At 67.0% G+C, this 17,987-nt stretch carries 14 protein-coding genes; 8 read left to right on the plus strand and 6 right to left on the minus strand.

What is annotated here, in order from left to right; genetic code table 11:
* The first annotated feature begins 30 nt into the window (after positions 1–30).
* Complete coding sequence (locus EWE75_RS06970; RefSeq protein ID WP_165388282.1) at positions 31–1,488, plus strand: S10 family serine carboxypeptidase-like protein; 1,458 nt, start codon at positions 31–33, stop codon at positions 1,486–1,488.
* On the plus strand, positions 1,485–2,774 hold the full coding sequence (locus EWE75_RS06975) for an APC family permease (RefSeq protein ID WP_130155947.1): 1,290 nt from the start codon (positions 1,485–1,487) through the stop codon (positions 2,772–2,774). The genes EWE75_RS06970 and EWE75_RS06975 overlap by 4 nt, the downstream gene beginning before the upstream one ends.
* A gap of 8 nt (positions 2,775–2,782) precedes the next feature.
* Here the strand turns inward: EWE75_RS06975 and EWE75_RS06980 are convergent, their stop codons facing one another.
* Together EWE75_RS06980 and EWE75_RS06985 are read right to left on the minus strand one after the other, a co-directional pair.
* The gene (locus EWE75_RS06980) at positions 2,783–4,855 is read right to left on the minus strand and encodes an amidohydrolase family protein (RefSeq protein WP_130155948.1); all 2,073 of its coding nucleotides are present in this window, start codon (positions 4,853–4,855) and stop codon (positions 2,783–2,785) included.
* Entirely contained in the window at positions 4,852–5,814 is a 963-nt protein-coding gene (locus tag EWE75_RS06985) for an ornithine cyclodeaminase family protein (RefSeq protein ID WP_231708255.1), read from the minus strand. The genes EWE75_RS06980 and EWE75_RS06985 overlap by 4 nt, the downstream gene beginning before the upstream one ends.
* A 115-nt stretch (positions 5,815–5,929) precedes the next feature.
* On the opposite strand from EWE75_RS06985, the gene EWE75_RS06990 reads away from it, so the two are divergent.
* From EWE75_RS06990 to EWE75_RS07015, 6 genes are all read left to right on the plus strand, one after another.
* Complete coding sequence (locus EWE75_RS06990) at positions 5,930–6,403, plus strand: Lrp/AsnC family transcriptional regulator (protein ID WP_130155949.1); 474 nt, start codon at positions 5,930–5,932, stop codon at positions 6,401–6,403.
* A gap of 101 nt (positions 6,404–6,504) precedes the next feature.
* Positions 6,505–8,208 (plus strand): M61 family metallopeptidase, encoded by a 1,704-nt coding sequence (locus tag EWE75_RS06995; protein WP_231708256.1) that lies wholly within the window; start codon positions 6,505–6,507, stop codon positions 8,206–8,208.
* 206 nt (positions 8,209–8,414) lie between these two features.
* A complete protein-coding gene (locus tag EWE75_RS07000; protein ID WP_130155950.1) occupies positions 8,415–9,683 on the plus strand; it encodes a DUF763 domain-containing protein in 1,269 nt (422 codons plus the stop codon).
* Positions 9,680–10,255, plus strand: coding sequence for an alpha-ketoglutarate-dependent dioxygenase AlkB (locus tag EWE75_RS07005; protein ID WP_130155951.1), 576 nt, complete (start codon positions 9,680–9,682; stop codon positions 10,253–10,255). Before EWE75_RS07000 ends, EWE75_RS07005 begins: the two co-directional genes overlap by 4 nt.
* A gap of 209 nt (positions 10,256–10,464) precedes the next feature.
* On the plus strand, positions 10,465–11,250 hold the full coding sequence (locus tag EWE75_RS07010) for a DUF3667 domain-containing protein (RefSeq protein WP_130155952.1): 786 nt from the start codon (positions 10,465–10,467) through the stop codon (positions 11,248–11,250).
* Positions 11,251–11,329: 79 nt separating this feature from the next.
* The gene (locus EWE75_RS07015; protein ID WP_165388283.1) at positions 11,330–12,895 is read left to right on the plus strand and encodes a TPM domain-containing protein; all 1,566 of its coding nucleotides are present in this window, start codon (positions 11,330–11,332) and stop codon (positions 12,893–12,895) included.
* A gap of 105 nt (positions 12,896–13,000) precedes the next feature.
* Here EWE75_RS07015 and EWE75_RS07020 read toward each other — a convergent pair whose 3' ends face one another.
* The 4 genes from EWE75_RS07020 to EWE75_RS07035 form a co-directional block, all read right to left on the minus strand.
* Positions 13,001–14,335, minus strand: a complete 1,335-nt coding sequence (locus EWE75_RS07020) for an alpha/beta hydrolase family protein (protein ID WP_130155954.1) — start codon at positions 14,333–14,335, stop codon at positions 13,001–13,003.
* 23 nt (positions 14,336–14,358) lie between these two features.
* Positions 14,359–15,396 (minus strand): alpha/beta hydrolase, encoded by a 1,038-nt coding sequence (locus EWE75_RS07025; protein ID WP_231708257.1) that lies wholly within the window; start codon positions 15,394–15,396, stop codon positions 14,359–14,361.
* Positions 15,397–15,481: 85 nt separating this feature from the next.
* A complete protein-coding gene (locus EWE75_RS07030; RefSeq protein WP_206364714.1) occupies positions 15,482–16,690 on the minus strand; it encodes a family 1 glycosylhydrolase in 1,209 nt (402 codons plus the stop codon).
* A complete protein-coding gene (locus EWE75_RS07035) occupies positions 16,687–17,979 on the minus strand; it encodes a family 1 glycosylhydrolase (protein ID WP_165388284.1) in 1,293 nt (430 codons plus the stop codon). Before EWE75_RS07035 ends, EWE75_RS07030 begins: the two co-directional genes overlap by 4 nt.
* Between the last annotated feature and the right edge of the window lie 8 nt (positions 17,980–17,987).

Raw genomic sequence — 17,987 nt, forward strand, 5'->3', positions numbered from 1 at the left:
GATGCTAGGGCGATGATGAAAGGGGCTGCAATGGCGTCGACAAAGATCGCAGGCTGGCTGCTGGCCAGCGCCGTGGCAAGCGCACCGGCGACCGCGCAAACCCTCATCGCGCACAGCGAGCGCACCGTCATCATCGATCACCAGTCGACGCGGATCGCTACTGAAATCGGCACGCTGCCCGTCGCCAGCGCGACCGGGCATGACGATGCGACCGCCGGCTATATCTCGCACATGCGCGCGGGCGGCGCGGCGGAGCGGCCGCTGCTGGTCGCCTTCAACGGTGGCCCCGGCGCATCCTCGACCTATCTGCAACTGGGTGCGCTCGGGCTCGATCATGTCGCTGTGCCGCAAGTGCCCGATGCCCCCCTCCCCGCCACGCCGACGCTCGCACCGAACGACGACAGCCTGCTCGACACCGCCGACCTGCTGTTCATCGATCCGCCCGGCACCGGCTTCTCGTCGCTGTCGCCCGGTGCCGATCTCGATTTCTACCATTCCGCCCACGGCGACGCGCTCGCCGCCGCCCAAGCCGTCCGCGCGTGGCTCGTCGCGCATGGCCGCACGCACGCGCCGCTCTATATCCTCGGCGAAAGCTACGGCACGATCCGGACGGCGGCGATGGTCGATGCTTTGCGCGAGGTCGATCCAGCGATGCAGGTGGCGGGGGTGTTGCTGCTCGGCCAGGCGCTCAACATGATCGAGACGGCGCAGCGGCCCGACAATATCGTCAGCTACGTCGTCTCGCTGCCGACGCTGGCGGCAATCGCCTGCTATCACGGCAAACTCGCCAAACCTTGCGACCCGGCGCGGGCCGCCGATGCCGCGCAGGCGTTCGCCGGTACGAGCTACCTCCGCGCACTGTACGAGGGGCGAAACATCGCCCCAGCCGAGAAGCAGCGCGTGGCGGCGCAGCTCGCGGCGCTGAGCGGCATATCCGCCGCGTATTACCGCGCGCACGACCTCCGCATCTCGAAGGAGCAATTCCGCGTCGAACTGCTGCGCGCGGAGGGCAAGGTGATCGGCCGCTATGATGCGCGCTACACCGCGCCGCGCGCCCCCGACGCGGGGCCGGTCGTCGGCCCTGATGCGTTCTCTGCCGTAAGCCGCCAATACGAACAGGCGATGCCGGCCTATCTGCGCGCGCTTGGTGTCGCGGACCCGTCCGGCTACGCAGTGCTGGCGCCGGCCAAGGGTAGCTGGAATTATGGCGGCGACACCTCGCCCTTCACCGATTGGCCGTTTCTCGACCCGATCGAAAAAGCCGCCGCCGTAGACCCCCATTTCCGGCTGTTCGTGTCGAGTGGCCTCTACGATCTCACCACCACGATCGGCGCCGCCGATTATCTGATCGCGCAATCGAACGTGCCGGCGGCGCAGTATCAGGTCGAGCGTTTTCCGGCGGGCCATGTCAGCTATTCCGACGAGGCAAGCCGCCACCGGCTGATCGCCGATATCCGCGCCTTCGTCGCCGCCGGAACGGCGCGTTGAGCGACGCGACCGGCCTCGTCAAAGGGATCGATCTCGGCGGGGTGATCGCGCTCGGGCTCGGCACCGCGGTCGGCGTGTCGATCTTCTCGGCGATTGCACCCGCGACCGCGCTCGCCGGGCCGGGCATGTTGATCTCGGTCCTGATCGCGGCGCTGCCGATGTATCTGATCGCGATCAGCTACGCGTTCCTCGGCTCGGCGGTGCCGGTCTCGGGCGCATCCTATGTCTGGCCGGCGCGGTTCCTGCACCCGGCCTGGGGCTTCATCGTCGCCTGGCTGCGGATCGTGGCCAACATGGGCGCGATCGTCGTGCTCGCGCTGGTGATGGTGCGCTATCTGTCGATGGTGGTGCCGCTGCCGCTCAAGCCGACGATGTTCGCGGTGATGCTGCTCGCGTTGCTCGCCAATCTGTTCGGCATCCGCACCGCAACACGCGTGCAGAAAGTGCTGATGGTGGCGATGCTCGCCGTGTTCGCGCTGTTCGTTGCATGGGGTGGCGCGACCACGGTCGATCCGGCGCGGCTGTCGCCGCTGTTGCCGAAGGGCTGGGCCGGCGTGATCGCGGCGGCACCGCTGTTGCTCGGCCTGTTCTTCGGCATCGAGGCCGCGACCGAGGCGGGGGCCGAGGTCAGCGACAGTGCGCGGACGATCCCGCGCGGCATCGCACTGTCGATCGGTTCGGCGACCTTGCTGTATCTCGCGGTCGGCTTCGTCGCGCTCGGCGTGCTGGGCAGCGCTGCGCTCGGCAGCAGCCAGGCGCCGATCCTCGACGCCGCCAAGCGGTTCATGGGGCCGGTCGCGACGCCGCTCGTCGTGCTGGCGGCGGTGCTGTCGATCGGCAAGTCCCTCAACGCGCTGTTCGCGATGTTCAGCCGCAGCCTGTATGCGATGGGCGTGGCCGGCGCGCTGCCGCACGTCTTCGGCTCTATCCATCCGCGCTGGCAGACACCGCACATCGCGCTGATCGCGGTGTTCGCGCTCGGCTGCATCGGCCTGTTGCTGCCGATGGAACTGACCTTCCTGTTCCTCGCGGTGAATGTGCCCAATCTGCTCAAATATGCCAGCGTCTGCCTGGCCGCCGCGCAGGTTACCCGCCGGCACCCCGAGATTTACGCGGTCGCAGGCTTCAAGCTACCAGCGCGGCGGCTGCTGGCGTGCAGCTACGGCGGTGTCGCCTGTTCGCTGGCGCTGGTGTTCATCGGCATCGGGACGGATTGGCGGCCCTATGCGCTGCTGGTCGGCTGGCTGGTGGTGGGCCTGCTATATTACGCGGTGCGGCGCCGATAATCGTCGGATCAGAAAAACTCGTCGGCCGGATCATGTGCCGGGACGGCCGACACGCCCGCCCCCGCCGTCTTCGGCATCGCGATCTTCGGTGCCGGCGCGAACGGCGTCACGCCGAACGCGGGCCAAATCTCCGACGGGAAGTAGATCGCGCCATCCTTCACCACCATGCCGATGCGGTGGATTTCGCGCAGGTCCTTCACCGGATTGCCCGGCAGCAGGATGAAATCGGCGAACTTGCCGCGCGCGATCGTGCCCAACTCCTGATCGCGGCCGAAATATTGCTCGGGCGCGAGCGTGCCGAGCCGCAGCACCTCCGGCACCGATATCCCCGCTTCGGCGTAGATTTCCAGCTCACGGTGGACCGACAGCCCGGTGCCGTCGTCAGTGCCGGGCAGCAGCCGGATGCCACGATCTTGCATCAGCTTGAGCAGATCCTTCACCTTGGCGAACGCGCCGCGATATGCGGCGTCGTCGGCAGCGCTCGCAATCGGCGCGATCGCCTGGCGGCGGCGGCGCTGGAGGCCGATCGGCAGGTGATCGATATACTCCGCCACCGCCGGGCTGGGGGTGCCGTCGCGGCTCAGCATCAGCAGTTCGAGCGTCACTGCGGTCGGATCGTGCGCGGTGTGGCGTGCGGCCATCCGGTCGAGCGTCGCCTGAACGCGGGGTGCGGCGAGATCGAGCCCGGCGGTGCGTCGCATCGCCGTGAGGCGAAGCGGCGTGCGCGTATCCTCCTCGGGCGTGAGTACCCAGCCGAGCATCACCTGGTTGACGTGCGTCACCTCGTCATAGCCGGCGTCGATCATCGCATCGGCGTTGGTGAAGGCGGGGACGTGCCCCGTCACCGTCATGCCGAGCCGATGCGCCTCGCGGGCGATCGCGGGCACCCAGGCGGGGTTCATGCTGTTGTAGATCTTGATCTGCCAATATCCGCGCGCAGCATACCAGCGCACTGCCTCCAGCGCCGCCGCCTCGCTATCCACCACCTTGCCGAGCCGCGCCGAATAGGGGCTTCGCCCTTCGAGGAACCCGTTGCGGATGATCCGCGGTCCGGCGATCGTCCCCGCCTCGATCTGCGCCTGCGCGCCGAGCAGAAACGCATTGTCGTTGCCCATGTCGCGCACCGACGTAACGCCCGACGCGATGTAGAGCAGCGCCGATTCGAGGCTGAGATGCGCGTGCATGTCGTGCAGCCCCGGCATCAGCGTGCCACCCTTGCCGTCGATCGTCGCCTCCCCCGGGGTCGGCGGGCTGTCGAGCGGCTCGACGCCGGCGATGCGGTTGCGGAAGAACACTACCGAGACCGGATCGGAGAGCGTGCCGCTCGCCGGATCGAACACATGCACGTTGCGGATACGAACCGGGCCGTCGACATGATGCGCGAAGCGTTTCTGGAGATCGATGTAACGCTCGCTGGTCAGGCGCGTCGCGATTTCGGTAAGCGCGGGCGTCTCCGCTTCATGGCCCGCGCGCACGGTCGCCCCGTCCGACGTGACGACCGCGAACAGCGCATCGTTCACATCGAGCAGGATCAGCGCCGGCGAGAGATCGATGCCGCTCAGGAAATAGGCCCGATAGTTGGCTTGGCCGACCGCAACGCTGCCTTGCGCATCGAGGTGGAGCGCGCCGCCGGGCAAGGCCGGAACGGTGTGATCGGCGCGCTTGAGCAGCGCGCGCGCATAGAGGCCGAGCGCCCACGGGCTGGCGTTCTGGCCGATATACACTTTCGCGCCATCGAGCGGGGCGTGCTTCTCACCCGTCGAATCCCGCCAGGTCGCGGTGCCTTTGGCCGCGTCATAGGCCTCATGCACCGCCCCGCCGAAGGTCGCGGTGCCGTCAATCGTCCAATGCGTCGGCAGGCCATCGGCACCGATGTCGATCGCCTCGTCGAGGGTCGGGCCGCGTCCGTTGTTCTTGACGTCGTAGTGGATCGCGACGTGGCAGCCGGTCTGCGTCACGTCGAGCGTGCCGACCTTTTCGCCATTGGCGATGACGACCAGCCTGTCGGCGGCGGGCGCGGCGCCGATGCAGGCGAAACAGGCGGACGCGGCAAGCGCCGTACGCAGCGGCAGTCTGGTCATCGCGTGAGCGAACTCCGGTAGAGAAAGGCGGCGGCGGCGAGATCCTGCACGGCATGGCCGAGCGATTTGTAGGCGGTGACGTCGTCGGGAGACGTGCGGCCGGGAATGCGGCCGAGCACGACTTCGCCGATTTCACCGGCGAGGTGCGCGTCGTCGATCGCGCCGCTGTCGCGCGCGATGAGGAATTCCGCAGCGGCTTCCAGCGCGGAAGCGCGGCTGTCGGCGATGTAGCGGCTTCGCACGACCAGCGCGGTATCGACCTCGACCGGCCCGGCGAAGCTCGATCCGACGATGTTGATGTGCGTTCCCGGTTTCACCCAGTCGCCGAGCAATACCGGCTGCGCTGCGCCGGTAAGCGTGCAAATCACGTCGGCCGCGCCCGCAGCGGCTTCGGCGTCGGTCGCGACCTCGACCGGCAACGTGGCGTTAAACTCCCGCGCGAGGTGCTCCGCCTTGCCGGTGTCGCGTCCCCATATCAGCACGCGCTCGAACGCGCGCATCAGCGGCAGCGCCAGCAGGTGCGTTCGCGCTTGTCCGCCCGTGCCCAGGATGAGCAGGGTTTTCGCGTCCGGGCGCGCCATCGCATCGGTTGCCACCGCGCTCGCGGCGGCGGTGCGGATCAGCGTGATCTCCTCGGCATCGGCGATACAGACGGGCCGGCCCTGTTCGGGTTCGAACATCACCACCACGCCGCGATGACGGCGGCGGCCCGGCGAGGCCGGATCGGCGAAAACGCTGATCAGCTTGGCGCCGAACATGTCGTCATCGCCGAGCGCGGCGGGCATTTGCGCGAACGTGCGGCCCGGCCCCATGCCGATCATCGTGCGCAGCAACTGGCGTGTCGTCCCCGCCGACAGCGCGGCCATCGCCTCGCGCACGACGCGGATGCAATTCGGATAGTCGAGCTTCGCCCGCACCGCATCGGCATCGAAAATCACCAGATCTTCCGCGCGCATCATGAATCCTTCCTGAAACTATCTTACCGAAGCCGGCGCGTAGCGCTTGCCGTTCGCCGCCCGAAAATCTAGTTTCGCGCATCATACATATCGTGCTGGGCACAAAGGGAACATAAACATGCCCATCGAGCTCGACCGCCTCGATTACAAGATTCTCGACCGGCTCCAGATCGACGCCGCCGAATCCTCAAGCGAGATCGCCGACCGCGTCGGCCTGTCGCAGTCGCCCTGTTGGCGGCGTATCCAGCGCCTGAAGGAAGAGGGTTTCATCAGCGGTCAGGTCGCGATCCTCAATCGCGAGATGTTCGGCGACAGCATGTTCATTTTCGCCCAGCTCAAGATGGGCCGCCTCACCGACGACGAGCGCGATCGCTTCGTGCAAGCGATCGAGGACATTCCCGAGATCACAGAAGCCTATACGCTGTTCGGCGAGATGGACGTGATGATCAAGGTGCTCGCGCCCAGCATGCCCTGGTATCAGAACTTCACCTTCCGCACGCTGTTGCGCCTGCCCGGCGTCGAGGACATCCGCTCGACCGCCACCTTGTCCGAAATGAAGAACACGCACCGGTTGCCGCTGCCCCGGGGATAGATCGTCCACGCCTGCATAGATCATGCGCAGGCGCGCGGAATTCGCCGATTTGCTTGCCGCACACCCGCGCTACGATCGCCGCGATACTGAAAGGAAGCGGCATGAACGGATGGACGGGGTGCATGGCGAGCGGAATCGCGCTTGTGCTGTCCGGCGGACGTGCCGCGTCCGAACCGCCACCCACGCTGAGCATCACGCTCGCACCCGACGCGCCCGACCGCGACGGGCATATCCGCGCGATCGGCCTCACGCTCGTCGTGACCGGCACCGATACCGCTTCGGGCGCGCCGCTGGTCCGCTTGCCGGCGAAGGCGAACACCGTCGTTACAAGCGCGGACGACATCACCGGCCTAACCGCGAGCGACGCGCGTGGGCCGCTGGCCCTTGTCGCCAAAGATACGCCAGTGGACGATTCGAACACCGACCGGGTGTGGAGCGCCGACCGCGCCACCGCGGGAACGGTCACGATCCGCTACCGCGTAACGATCGACCCCGCGCGGCCGCCGCTGGTCGCACCGCAATACGAAATGCGTACGGAGAGCAGCACCGTCTCGGGCGCGGCGAACAGCTTCGTGCTGCTACCCGCCGACGCAACGCCCCGCCAGGTCGCCATCCACTGGAATCTGGCGAAGGTCGGCAGACGCGCGATCGGCGTGTCGAGCTTCGGCGTAGGCGATGTCGCGCCGGCCGCGCCGATCACGCCAGACCGGCTCGGTTCGGTCTATTACATGGCCGGGACGCCGGGCCTGTACCGCGCGCCCGGCTTCTTCGGTGCGTGGCAGGGCAAACCGGCCTTCGCCGCGACCGAGGTGATGCGATGGGCGAGCAAGCTGCAAGCCTTTTACGGCAGCTTCTTCGGCTACCGCCCGCCCAGCTTCGGCGTGTTCGCGCGCACCAATGCGGGCAATCCCGGCAGCGGCATCGGTCTCGTCGATTCCTTCGCCTTCACCTTCGGCCCGACATCGACCGCTGAGCAAATGCGGACCCTGCTGGCGCACGAGATGCTGCACGCATGGGTCAATTCGCTCGACGGATCGATGGACGCGGCGAACGGCCTCGGCGCGGCCTGGTTCGGCGAAGGGCTGGCGGTCTATTACCAGCGCGCGCTGCCATACCGCGCCGGGCTGATCCCGACCGCCGCGTTCCTGGCCGACCTCAACGAAACCGCCGGCCGCTATTACACCAACGCGATGATCGCGACGCCCAACGCGGACATCGCCGCAGGCTTCTGGCGCGACACCCGCATCCGCGTGCTCCCCTATGATCGCGGCTCGCTTTATTTCGCCAGCGTCGATGCGGCCATCCGCAAGCGATCGGACGGGCGGCGCTCGCTCGACGATATCGTTCGCGCGATGCTCGCCGCGCGCCGACGGGGCGAGGCGATGACCCTCGCGATGTGGCGCCGGATGCTCGCGGCCGAACTCGGGCAACCGGGCATCCAGTCGTTCGAGGCGATGCTCGCCGGGCAGACCGTGCTGCCGCCATCCAACGCTTTCGGTGTACGGTTCGAACGGGTGAAGCTGCCATTGCGGCGCTGGCAACTCGGCTTCGACCCCGCCTCGACGACGACATCGCCGAAGATCGTGCGCGGACTGATTCCGGGCTCGAACGCCGCGCTGGCGGGCCTTCGCAACGGCGACCGTATCACCGCCGCCTTCCCTCAGGACGCGCCGCAGGGCGATCAGCACGCGACGCTGGACCTCAAAATCGAACGCGACGGCAAGCCGATGGTGGTCCACTACCTGCCGCGCGGCGAGACCGTGCTGGCGTGGCAGTGGCGGCTGCGCTCGCCGGGCAAGCGGTAAAACCAAACCGCCGCGTCGAGGGTGACGGAGACGATTCTCACCGCAACCTGCTCTTCTGCCTCGTCTTGTTGCCGGAGGTGGTGACCTGCTCGCCAAGCTCCGCGAGAGGCAGTTCACTCTATGTTCCAGTCGTGCTATGCCCCTCGCGTGTTGTTCGCGTTTCATCATGGTCTGTCCTTGAAGGTTGCGGGAGGTATTCCCGCCTGATGGGCAAGCGTGCCGGCAGCGCCGATCTCCCGTTGCATGGTGGTCGTGTGCCCGCGTGGCTCGGGCAGCGCATGACCCGGCTCGGCACCATCATCACCGAGGCGATCGTGCTGGAATATGGCCGCGACGAATTCCTGCGCCGCCTCGCCCATCCCTTCTGGTTCCAGTCGTTCGGCGCAGTGATGGGGATGGATTGGCATTCGTCCGGCATCACCACCAGCGTGATCGGTGCGCTCAAACGCGGCCTTGCGCCTTTGTCGGGCGAACTCGGCATCCACGTCTGTGGCGGTCGGGGCAAACATTCGCGCGCGACACCGGGCGAGTTGCTCGCGGTCGGGGAGCGGGTCGGGCTGGACGGCGCCGATCTTGCGCGTTCGAGTAGGCTTGTCGCCAAGGTCGACAGCGCGGCGCTTCAGGACGGGTTCGATCTCTACCTGCACGGGTTCATCGTCGCCGATGACGGTCAGTGGGTGGTCGTGCAACAGGGCATGAACGATGCGCGGCGGCAGGCGCGGCGATACCATTGGCATTCGCAAGGCCTGGAGAGCTTCGTCGATGCGCCGCACGCCGCCATCGAGGGGCACGGACAGGGCACGATCGTCAATCTCGCCGACCGGCGTGCGGCCGCGTCGCGGGACCGCCAGCTCGACCTGCTCGCCACGATCGGCCCCGACGGCATCACGCGCCACTTCGCTGAGGCGCGTGAGCGACCGGCACCGCCCGAGCCGGCGCAGGCGGTGCTGCCCCACCTGATCCTCCCCGATCACCACGATGTCCGCGCTGAGGACGTGGTCGCACGCCGGCTACATGGCGCGCTCGCCGCCGCCGCCGACTGCGGTCCCCGGGATTTCGCGGAGTTGCTGCTCGTCCCCGGCATCGGCGCGCGCACGGTCGAAGCGCTCGCGCTGGTCGCGGAAGTCGTTCACGGCGCGCCGTGCCGGTTCAGCGACCCGGCGCGCTTCTCGCTCGCACATGGCGGCAAGGATCGCCATCCCTTCCCGGTGCCCACCAAGGTCTACGACCACACCATCGGCGTGATGAAGTCGGCGGTGTGCAAGGCCAAGCTTGGGCAACAGGAGGAACTGGCGGCGATCCGCCGGCTCGACGATCAGGCCCGGCGCCTCGAAGCGACCGCGACCGGGCCGTCGGTAGAGGCCAATATCGCGGGCGAACGCGCCCGCTCGCACGGCTTTGGCGGACGGAGCGTGTTCGGTTGGGAACCACCGGCAGAAACGGCAAGGCCAACGCGCCGGCAGGACGTGCCATGACGATGCGCGCCTTCGATCTGTTCGATACGCCGGTTCTGCCGGGTCTGTCCTACCGCGACGATTTCGTGACGCGCGAGGAAGAAGCCACGCTGATCGCGCAGATCGACCGGCAGCCACTCGCCCCGTTCCGCTTCCAGGGTTGGCTCGGCAAACGGCTGACCACCTCGTTCGGCTGGCATTATGATTTCGCCAACCACCACGTCGGCGAGACGACGCCGCTGCCCGACTGGCTGCTGCCGTTGCGAGATCGTGCGGCCGTTTTCGCCGGCGCGGCCCAAGCCGATCTCGTCCAGGCGCTGCTGATCCGCTACGATCCGGGCGCCGGCATCGGCTGGCACCGCGACCGGCCGGTGTTTGAGCATGTCGTCGGCATCTCGCTTGGCGTGCCCGCGACGATGCGGTTCCGGCGCCGCAGGGACAAAGGGTTCGACAGGGCGTCGGTCGATCTGGCGCCGCGCTCGATCTATCACCTGAGCGGCGCGGCCCGCCACGACTGGGAGCATAGCATCGCCGAGATGGCGCGAACGCGCTGGTCGATCACGTTCCGCAGCTTCGCGGCGAAGAACGGCTGAGCGCCGGCAGCCTCATTCCCCGCGGACATTCTCGACGCCGCCGAGGGCACTGACAGGGCCGACATCGTCACCGCTATCGAGGGCGGCCGGTTCAGCAAGACCCTGATTCGACGGCACATGGAAACTTGCATGCCTGATCTGCGTTAATCGTCTGAAGCCTCGATATAGGAGCGCAAGTGCGGCGAGGGCGATCAGGCGGGCGGGGAGCAGTGATCGACGACACCATGTCGGCCGCGTGGTTTGATGCCCCGATCTGCCGCAACTGCGAAGAGCCCTTGTCCACGCGGTATTGCGCGCAGTGCGGCCAGAAAGCCGCCTCTCGCCTGACGCTGAAAGATATCGCGAAGGAAGGCTGGGAGCGCGTCCGCCTCTTCGAGAAAGATAGCGTCACGACGCTTTGGCATTTGATAACATCGCCTGGGCTGGTCGCGCGCGACTATGTGCGTGGCAAGCGATCGTCGTACATGCACCCGTTGAAACTGCTCGTGGCGCTGGTCGCAATCCTCTTGGTCGTGCTCGCGGCGAGCCAGTATTTTCAGCATTTCGCGTTCGCCGGTCGGAACGGTGACGTCGATCGTATGGCCGAGCGGGTGATCGCGTATGGCAATTGGAGTTTCACGCTCGGCATCGTCGCCATTTTCCTGGGAAGCTGGATAGGGTTCGGGCGGCGCCTCAATTACAACCTCACCGAGCATGCCGTGCTGGCGATCTGCTGCCAGAATGTGATCCTGGCCTTCATCATCGTCAATCTGCTGCCGACGCTCGTCTGGCCAGACCCGCACTTCATCCTGCTGCACAAGCAGGCATCGTCTTATTACCTCTACGCGGCAAAGCTCGGCATCGTCGCCTGGGCCTACACCCAATTCTTTCGATTGAAGCTCGCGCGGGACTGGCTGCGTCTCGGGCTGGGGTGCCTCGTCTATGTCATCGCGAGTTGGTCGCTGCTGCGGCTCTACGCCGCCGCGATCTTGTGGTTCGTCGAACGATCAAACTGAGGAGTGTGGCATGCGCAGCGGTTTTCTAGCCAGTACTGTCCTTTTGATGCCCGTGTTGCTTGCCGGATGCGACAAGCCCATGTCGACCGCGACCGGCCAGAGCGGCCTTTCCGGCGGTCAAAAGATCGAGGCCATCGCCTCGACGCTGCAGGCCTGCTCCTACGATGGACGCCCGGTCACCGCCGATCCCGCGTCGATCAGCGATGGCGCACCGCAGGAATGCCAGGTCGCGGTAAAGCGGATCATGGACTATACCGGGCTACCGGCGAATTTCGTGGTTGTCTCAGGCCCCGTGCCGAATGCTGCCGCAGTTATCATGCTCGACCAGAATCGAATCCCCCGCCGCGTGATCGCGTTCAACCCGGACTTCATGAAAACCGCCATGAAGCTCGTCGGCGGTGATCCGTGGGGGCCGACCAGCATCCTCGCGCACGAAATCGCGCACCATCTGTCCGGGCATACGATCGTCGCTGGCGGTAGCCGCCCCGATATCGAGCTGGAGGCTGACAAATTCTCCGGCTTCATCCTTGCCAAGATGGGCGCGCCAGCAAGCGCTGCGACCGAGATGATTCTGGCGGTCGGCACCGCGCACGGCACGCCGACGCATCCCGACAAGAATACCCGCGCAACGGCAATCCGCGAGGGCTGGACCCAGGCTTGCACGCAGCAAGGCCGGCGCGATTGCGGCAGCGGCGCGGGCGCCGCCGCCCCGGTTTCTCCCCCGGTTACGCCCACCGTCGCGTCAGGCTCCGAACCCGTGCCAGGTACGCTAGCCGCCGTCCGCCCGACCTTGCCCGCCCCCGGCTCCACGCCCTTCAAATACGGGCGCTTCGTCGTCGACGAGACCGGCAAGCTCGACGCGGCCAAAGCACGCGCAATGGACCAGCGGCTCTACAGCCTGGCCAAGGACGTCGGCGTCGAATTCACCATTCTCGTCGTCGATGACCTGCACGGTCTGTCCGCCGACGACTATGCCTGGGCAATGATGCGTCAGTTGCGTGTCGGCAAGCTCGACGTCGGCAACGGCGCGGTCGCCGTGGTAGCGCCGCGCCAGCATCAGGCGGCGGTCGCCTTCGGACCGGGCTTCGCCAAGGAAGCAGAATTTTCCGACCCGAAAAAAATGCTGCTCGAATGGATCGACCAGGGCTGGCGCTATTGCGACGACGCCGATGGCTGCGGGGGCTGGACCGACAATCTGTTCAACGTCTTCAATTTCACGCTCAACAATGTCCAGAACACGAAGTGGACGATCACCTATCAGACGCTTGGCCAGCTCAGCGATCATTTCGAACAGGTCGCGGCGGAGCGTGCGCGGACGAACCGCCCGTGGAACGATGCGGTGGATCAGCCGCTCGGCAATCTGTTGCGGATCAGCGGTAAGATCACCAGCCTCGATCCCCCGCAAGGAATCGGCCAAGTGACCCCCGCGATCGTCAACGGCCCGCTACACTACAAAGCGGTGAGCATGACGACGGACGATGGATATCCCGTAATCCTGTACATCGCTCCGCACACCGCCGGACTCATGCCCTCGGGCGCGATCAAGCTGAACCAGCCTTATACCGTGGTCGGTCGCCTCCAGCGTCGCGGCGACAAGAGCAAGCAAGCGTCGGCGCTGTGGACCTTCAGTTACGACCCGCTTTGATGGGGTCTGCCTTTGGTTAGGTACAGCCGTCGCCGGGAGTGCGAAGGCCAGCGACAGGGTCATGGCCACGGACCCACCGCGCGGCGCATCATCCTCCAGCAGACGCTATTTCACCGCTTCGGCGGCGGGTCGCTTCCCGGTTTCTACCCAATCATGCAGCGCGGTCCACGCCGCTTTGGTCTGCACGGGGGTGAAGCCGCAGTGCGTATAGGCTTCGACCCCGCCGATCGGCAGCGGTGCGCGCAACGGGGCCACTGGATAGGTGGCGAGCAGCCCGGCCTTTCCGGCTCTGGCAACCGTCGCCGCGAACATCGTTTCCTGCGCATACGGCACCAGCGAATCGATGCTGTTGTGGATCGTCACCAGCGGCTGCGCGATCCGCCCGCTCGCCTCGTGCCAGCGCGTCATATAGGCAAGCGCGGCGGGCGATGCGGCAACGCGCTGGATACCACGGTTGAGCGCAGCGGCTTCCGTCTGCGTCATCGTGTCGCTGGCATAGCGTTTGCCGATATTGCCATACGGCAAACCGCCCGCAGTCGCCGCCATGTCGTCGGCGCCGAGCGCGACGGTCACGAGCGGGAAAGCGATCGATCCGGGATCGACATCGAAACCGCCGATCGCCGCGACCTGACGCAGGATACGCGCCTCGCGGCCCGCCGGGTTCTTCTTCGCGGCGTCGAACAGCGCGAGGACCGGAGTTCCGATCCGCGCCAACTGTGTCCACCCATAGGTCTTGGCGTCCATCGTGCTTCCCGCTGGCGGCGTCGTCGACAGGGCGGAACGGCGGATGTCCTGTTCGCCGGGCAGCGCATACGGCGTCCCTGCAGTCAGAAAATTATACGCCGCGCGCATGTCGTAAAGCTGGCCGAGCAGCGTTTTCCAGCTCGCGACGACGCCGCACCGCGCGAGGCCACCCGCGAAAGCGCCGGGGTATGTCTCAAGCAACGTAACGACGATCCCGCCGCCCATCGAGTCGCCCGCGACATAGACGCGGCGCGCACCCAACCTGACGAGAAAGTCCCGCAACCGCTTGGTGTTGAGAGTCCCCGTCTCCACGCCCAGCCCGTCCTTGTCATAGGCGCTGTGGCCGACCGCGACGCCGTCCTCATAAGCGAAGCGCATCAGCCCGCCGCCGGTGCCGGCCGTGACCGGGTCTTCCGAGACCGCGACGGGCGTGCCGGGTGTCGAATAGCCGTGTGCATAGACGAGCCCGTCGCTCTTCCAGCCGGCGGGGAAGGATACCGCAAACTGATCGCCTTCGAGCTTGCCGACCAGCGTCACACCGCCCCCGGGGGCGGGACGCGTGACGACATCGGTCGCGCCGTTGCTGCGCACACGAGCGACGAGCGCGGTCTGCGCGGGGGTGAGTGGCGCGGTCTGCGCCGTGGCGGACGCTGCGATGACGATAGCGAGGGGCAAGACGGCGAGACGAAGCGACATGGGTATCTCCTGCAGGGAAACGATCAGCGGGGACGGCGGCCGAGATGCGTGTCGAAGAAGCGCGCGATCGTCGCGAACGCCTCGTCGGATTCGGGCATGTCGGGCCACATGAAGAAGGCATGGGGCAATCCGTCGAAGAGCTGGAGCTCGCTATCGACACCCGCCGCCGCGAGCCGGCGATGCGCGAGCGTCAGCGTGCTGACCGCGAAATCGCGGCCGCCGGCGAGCAGCAGCGTCGGCGGCATGGCCTTGGTCTGCGCATCGGACGACAAGGGATAGGCGATCGGATCGTTCGCCGGCACGCCCTCCATATAGCTGACCGGCAACGTCGCGGGCAGAACCGGGATCGCGGGTGGTGCGTCGCCGGCGAGCGCGGGCGCGAGATACGGGCTGTCACCGCTGTACGCAGCGCCGGTGCCGCAGAAGGTGCCGATCGCGCCGGGCCGGGGCAGCCCCTGCTTGCCGATCCACGCGGTCGCCTGCGCGGTGATGATCCCGCCCGCCGAACAGCCGTAGATGCCGATATTCTCCGGGCGATAGCGTTTGAGGAGTTCGCGATAGACTGCGGTCACGTCCTCCGACGCGGCGGGATAATGATGTTCGGGCGCGAGCCGATAATCGACCGTGACGACGCGGACGCGCATCGTTGCGGCGATCGGAATCGCCTCGACCAGCGCGCCGCTGCCAGCGCCCCACAGGAATGCGCCGCCGTGAACGTTGATGAGCACCCGGGCGGCATTGCCCGGCGCGACTCCGCCCTCGGGCTCGACAGTGTCCACCCCTACCCCGCTCAGGATTTCGTGGCGGATGCTGGTGCGGAAGCGCCGCTGCATTTCGGCGAGGCGATCATCGTTCCATTTGCCGTAGAAAGCACGCTGCCTGGCGATGTCCCCTTTAACGGTATCGGGCGCGGTCGCCGCGTCCATGCGCGCCAGCACCCGACGCGCCGCATCGCTGAGCTGGTTGGACGGCGGCAGGGTGAAACCCGCCACCTGTTGCACCGGACCTTGCGCCATCGCCGGCCCGGTGAGCAGGGCGAGCGGGATCAGCCAGCGGATCATTGTGTCGTCTCCAGAGATACGTGTGCGGGCCACGCCATCGGCCCTCCATCGCGGTTCGCATGCCGCACGCGCCCGCGCGCTCCGATCATCGCCGTGCCGCCACGATATCGGCATAGACACGCGCGCTCGGCTTGACCGTCCGACGGAACGTCCGTCGATCGACCGCGTGCAACCCGAACTGCTGCGTGTAGCCGCGCCGCCACTCGAAATTGTCGAGCAGCGACCAGTGGCAATAGCCTAGTACCGGGACGCCCTGCCCGCGTACCGTATCCAGCGATGCGATCGCGGCAGGGATGAAGCGAGCGCGTTGCGCATCGTCGGCAGCGGCAACGCCGTTCTCGGTCACAAGCACCGGGCGTCCGGTTGCGGCGGAGGCATATGCAACGGCTGCACCCAGCGATTGCGGGCGGTATTCGTCGCCCGACTGGGTTCGCTCGGCGGTGTCCGGCGGCGGCGCGACGCCATCCGGGCCGAGCACCATCCGACCATAATTCTGCACGCCAACGAAATCGTCGTCGCGCGCTACGGCAAGGAAAGGATGTTCCGCGTGATCCCGGTACGCCGCCACGGCGCGCGCATCGCCCGTCGTCTCGGGTATGGCGAGACTCATGCCGACGAGGCTGGCCGGCGCCACGGCCTTCCACGCCGCACGCGCAGCACGGTGCCCGGCGAGCAGGCGCGGCAGATCGTCCCCGCGCGAATAGACCCAGACGGCGAACCGATCCGATCCGCAGGCGCGCGCCGCACCCGACATCATCGCGTCGAGTGATCGCCGTGCCGGATCGGCGATCGGCGTCGCGATCCATCTGCCCATCAAGGGGAGATTGGGTTCGTTGAACGTGACGACATGGTCGACAAATTCGCCCATCCGAGCGGCTACCCGCCCGGCGAAACGCGCGAACTGCCTGGGCGCGTTGTCATTGCCCCACCCGCCTGCCGCGGAAAACCAACGTGGCGAGGTGAAGTGGCTGAGCGTCAGAACGGGTGCGATCCCCTGCGCACGACATGCTGCGGCGATCCGTGCATAATGGTCCAGCCATGCCGCGCTGAACTGTCCCTCGGCAGGCTCGATCCGCGACCATTCGACCGAGAAACGGTACGCGTTGAGGCCGAGAGCGCTGACCAGCGCAACGTCCTCACGCCAGCGGTTTAGGCTGTCGCACGCATCGCCCGACGGCGCCACGAACGACGTGCCCGACACCTGCTCCAGCAGCCAGATGTCGGCGTTGATATTGTTGCCCTCCACCTGATGCCCGGCAGTCGCCGCACCCCACAGGAACGTGCCATCGTTCACCGGCCGGTGCCGCCAGCCTGCGCGATCTGGCCGAGCACATGCGCGCTGGGTTTCACCGTCCGCCTGAAAGTGACGCGATCGACCGCGACCAGCCCGTACCGAGGCTTGTAGCCGCTCAGCCATTCGAAATTGTCGAGCAGCGACCAGTGGATATAGCCCAACACCGGCACGCCGTCGCGCCGGGCGGCCTCGACCGCCGCGATGGCGGCGGGAATGAACCGTGCGCGTTCGGCATCGTCGGTCGCGTCGATCCCGTTTTCGGTCACGAGGATCGGCTTGCCGGTCGCCCGATGCGCGTAGCGGATCGATCCGCCGATCGCGTCGGGCTCATACGGTTTGCCGTTCGGGCGGCGCGGGGTGGCGGCGGGCGCATCGGCCGGGCCATTGCGGCCGATATAGGTCCGCTCATAGGTTTGCACCCCGACGAAATCGTCGTCGCGTCCCGCCTCGAAGAAAGGTTCGTAATAGGCGCGGCGCTTGGCCGCGAGCAGGGCGTCGCCACCGACGCTCATATCGTCCGAGATCGCGAGGCTCATGCCCACCGGCAGATCACCCCGCACCGCCTTGATCGCCTCGCGTCCCAACCGGTGTGCGCGTAGCACGCCCGGGATCATCGGGGTCGGGTCACCGGCATTCAGCACCGAGAAACGATCTGAGCCGGACGCCTTTGCCGCGGCGGCGATCATCGCCTGGGTCGCCGCCAGCGCCTTGGCATCAGGCCGAAAGCGCGACCACGACCCGTTGATCGAGAGGTTGGGTTCGTTGAAGGTGAGCGCATGGCTGATCCCGCGCGCCATCGCGCGCGCCACCCGATCGCAAAAGCGTGCGTAGAGGACCGGGGCGTCCCCAGCCTCCCAGCCGCCACGCGCGGCGAACCAGCGCGGCGTGGTGAAATGGTTGAAGGTGACGATGGGGGCGAGGCCCGACGCGCGGCAGCGGTCGACGATCCGCGCATAATGATCGAGATACGCCTGGCTGAACTGTCCCTCGACCGGCTCGATCCGCGCCCATTCGACCGAGAAGCGATAGGCGTTGAGGCCCAGCGCCTTGACGATCGCGACATCCTCGTCCCAGCGATGCAGGCTGTCGCAGGCATCGCCCGATGGTTCGGCGAACAGCGTCGGCTTCATCTGCTCAAGCAGCCAGATATCGGCGTTGACGTTGTTGCCCTCGACCTGATGCCCTGCCGTCGCCACGCCCCATAGAAACGCGTCGCGGCGGCTGCGCGCCAGCGACGGAGTCGCCATCGCGCCCGCGCCGAGCGCCAGCACCTGTCGGCGGTCGATCACGCCCGGCA

Source organism: Sphingomonas populi, from assembly GCF_004208535.1.
Classification (GTDB): Bacteria; Pseudomonadota; Alphaproteobacteria; order Sphingomonadales; family Sphingomonadaceae; genus Sphingomonas; species Sphingomonas populi.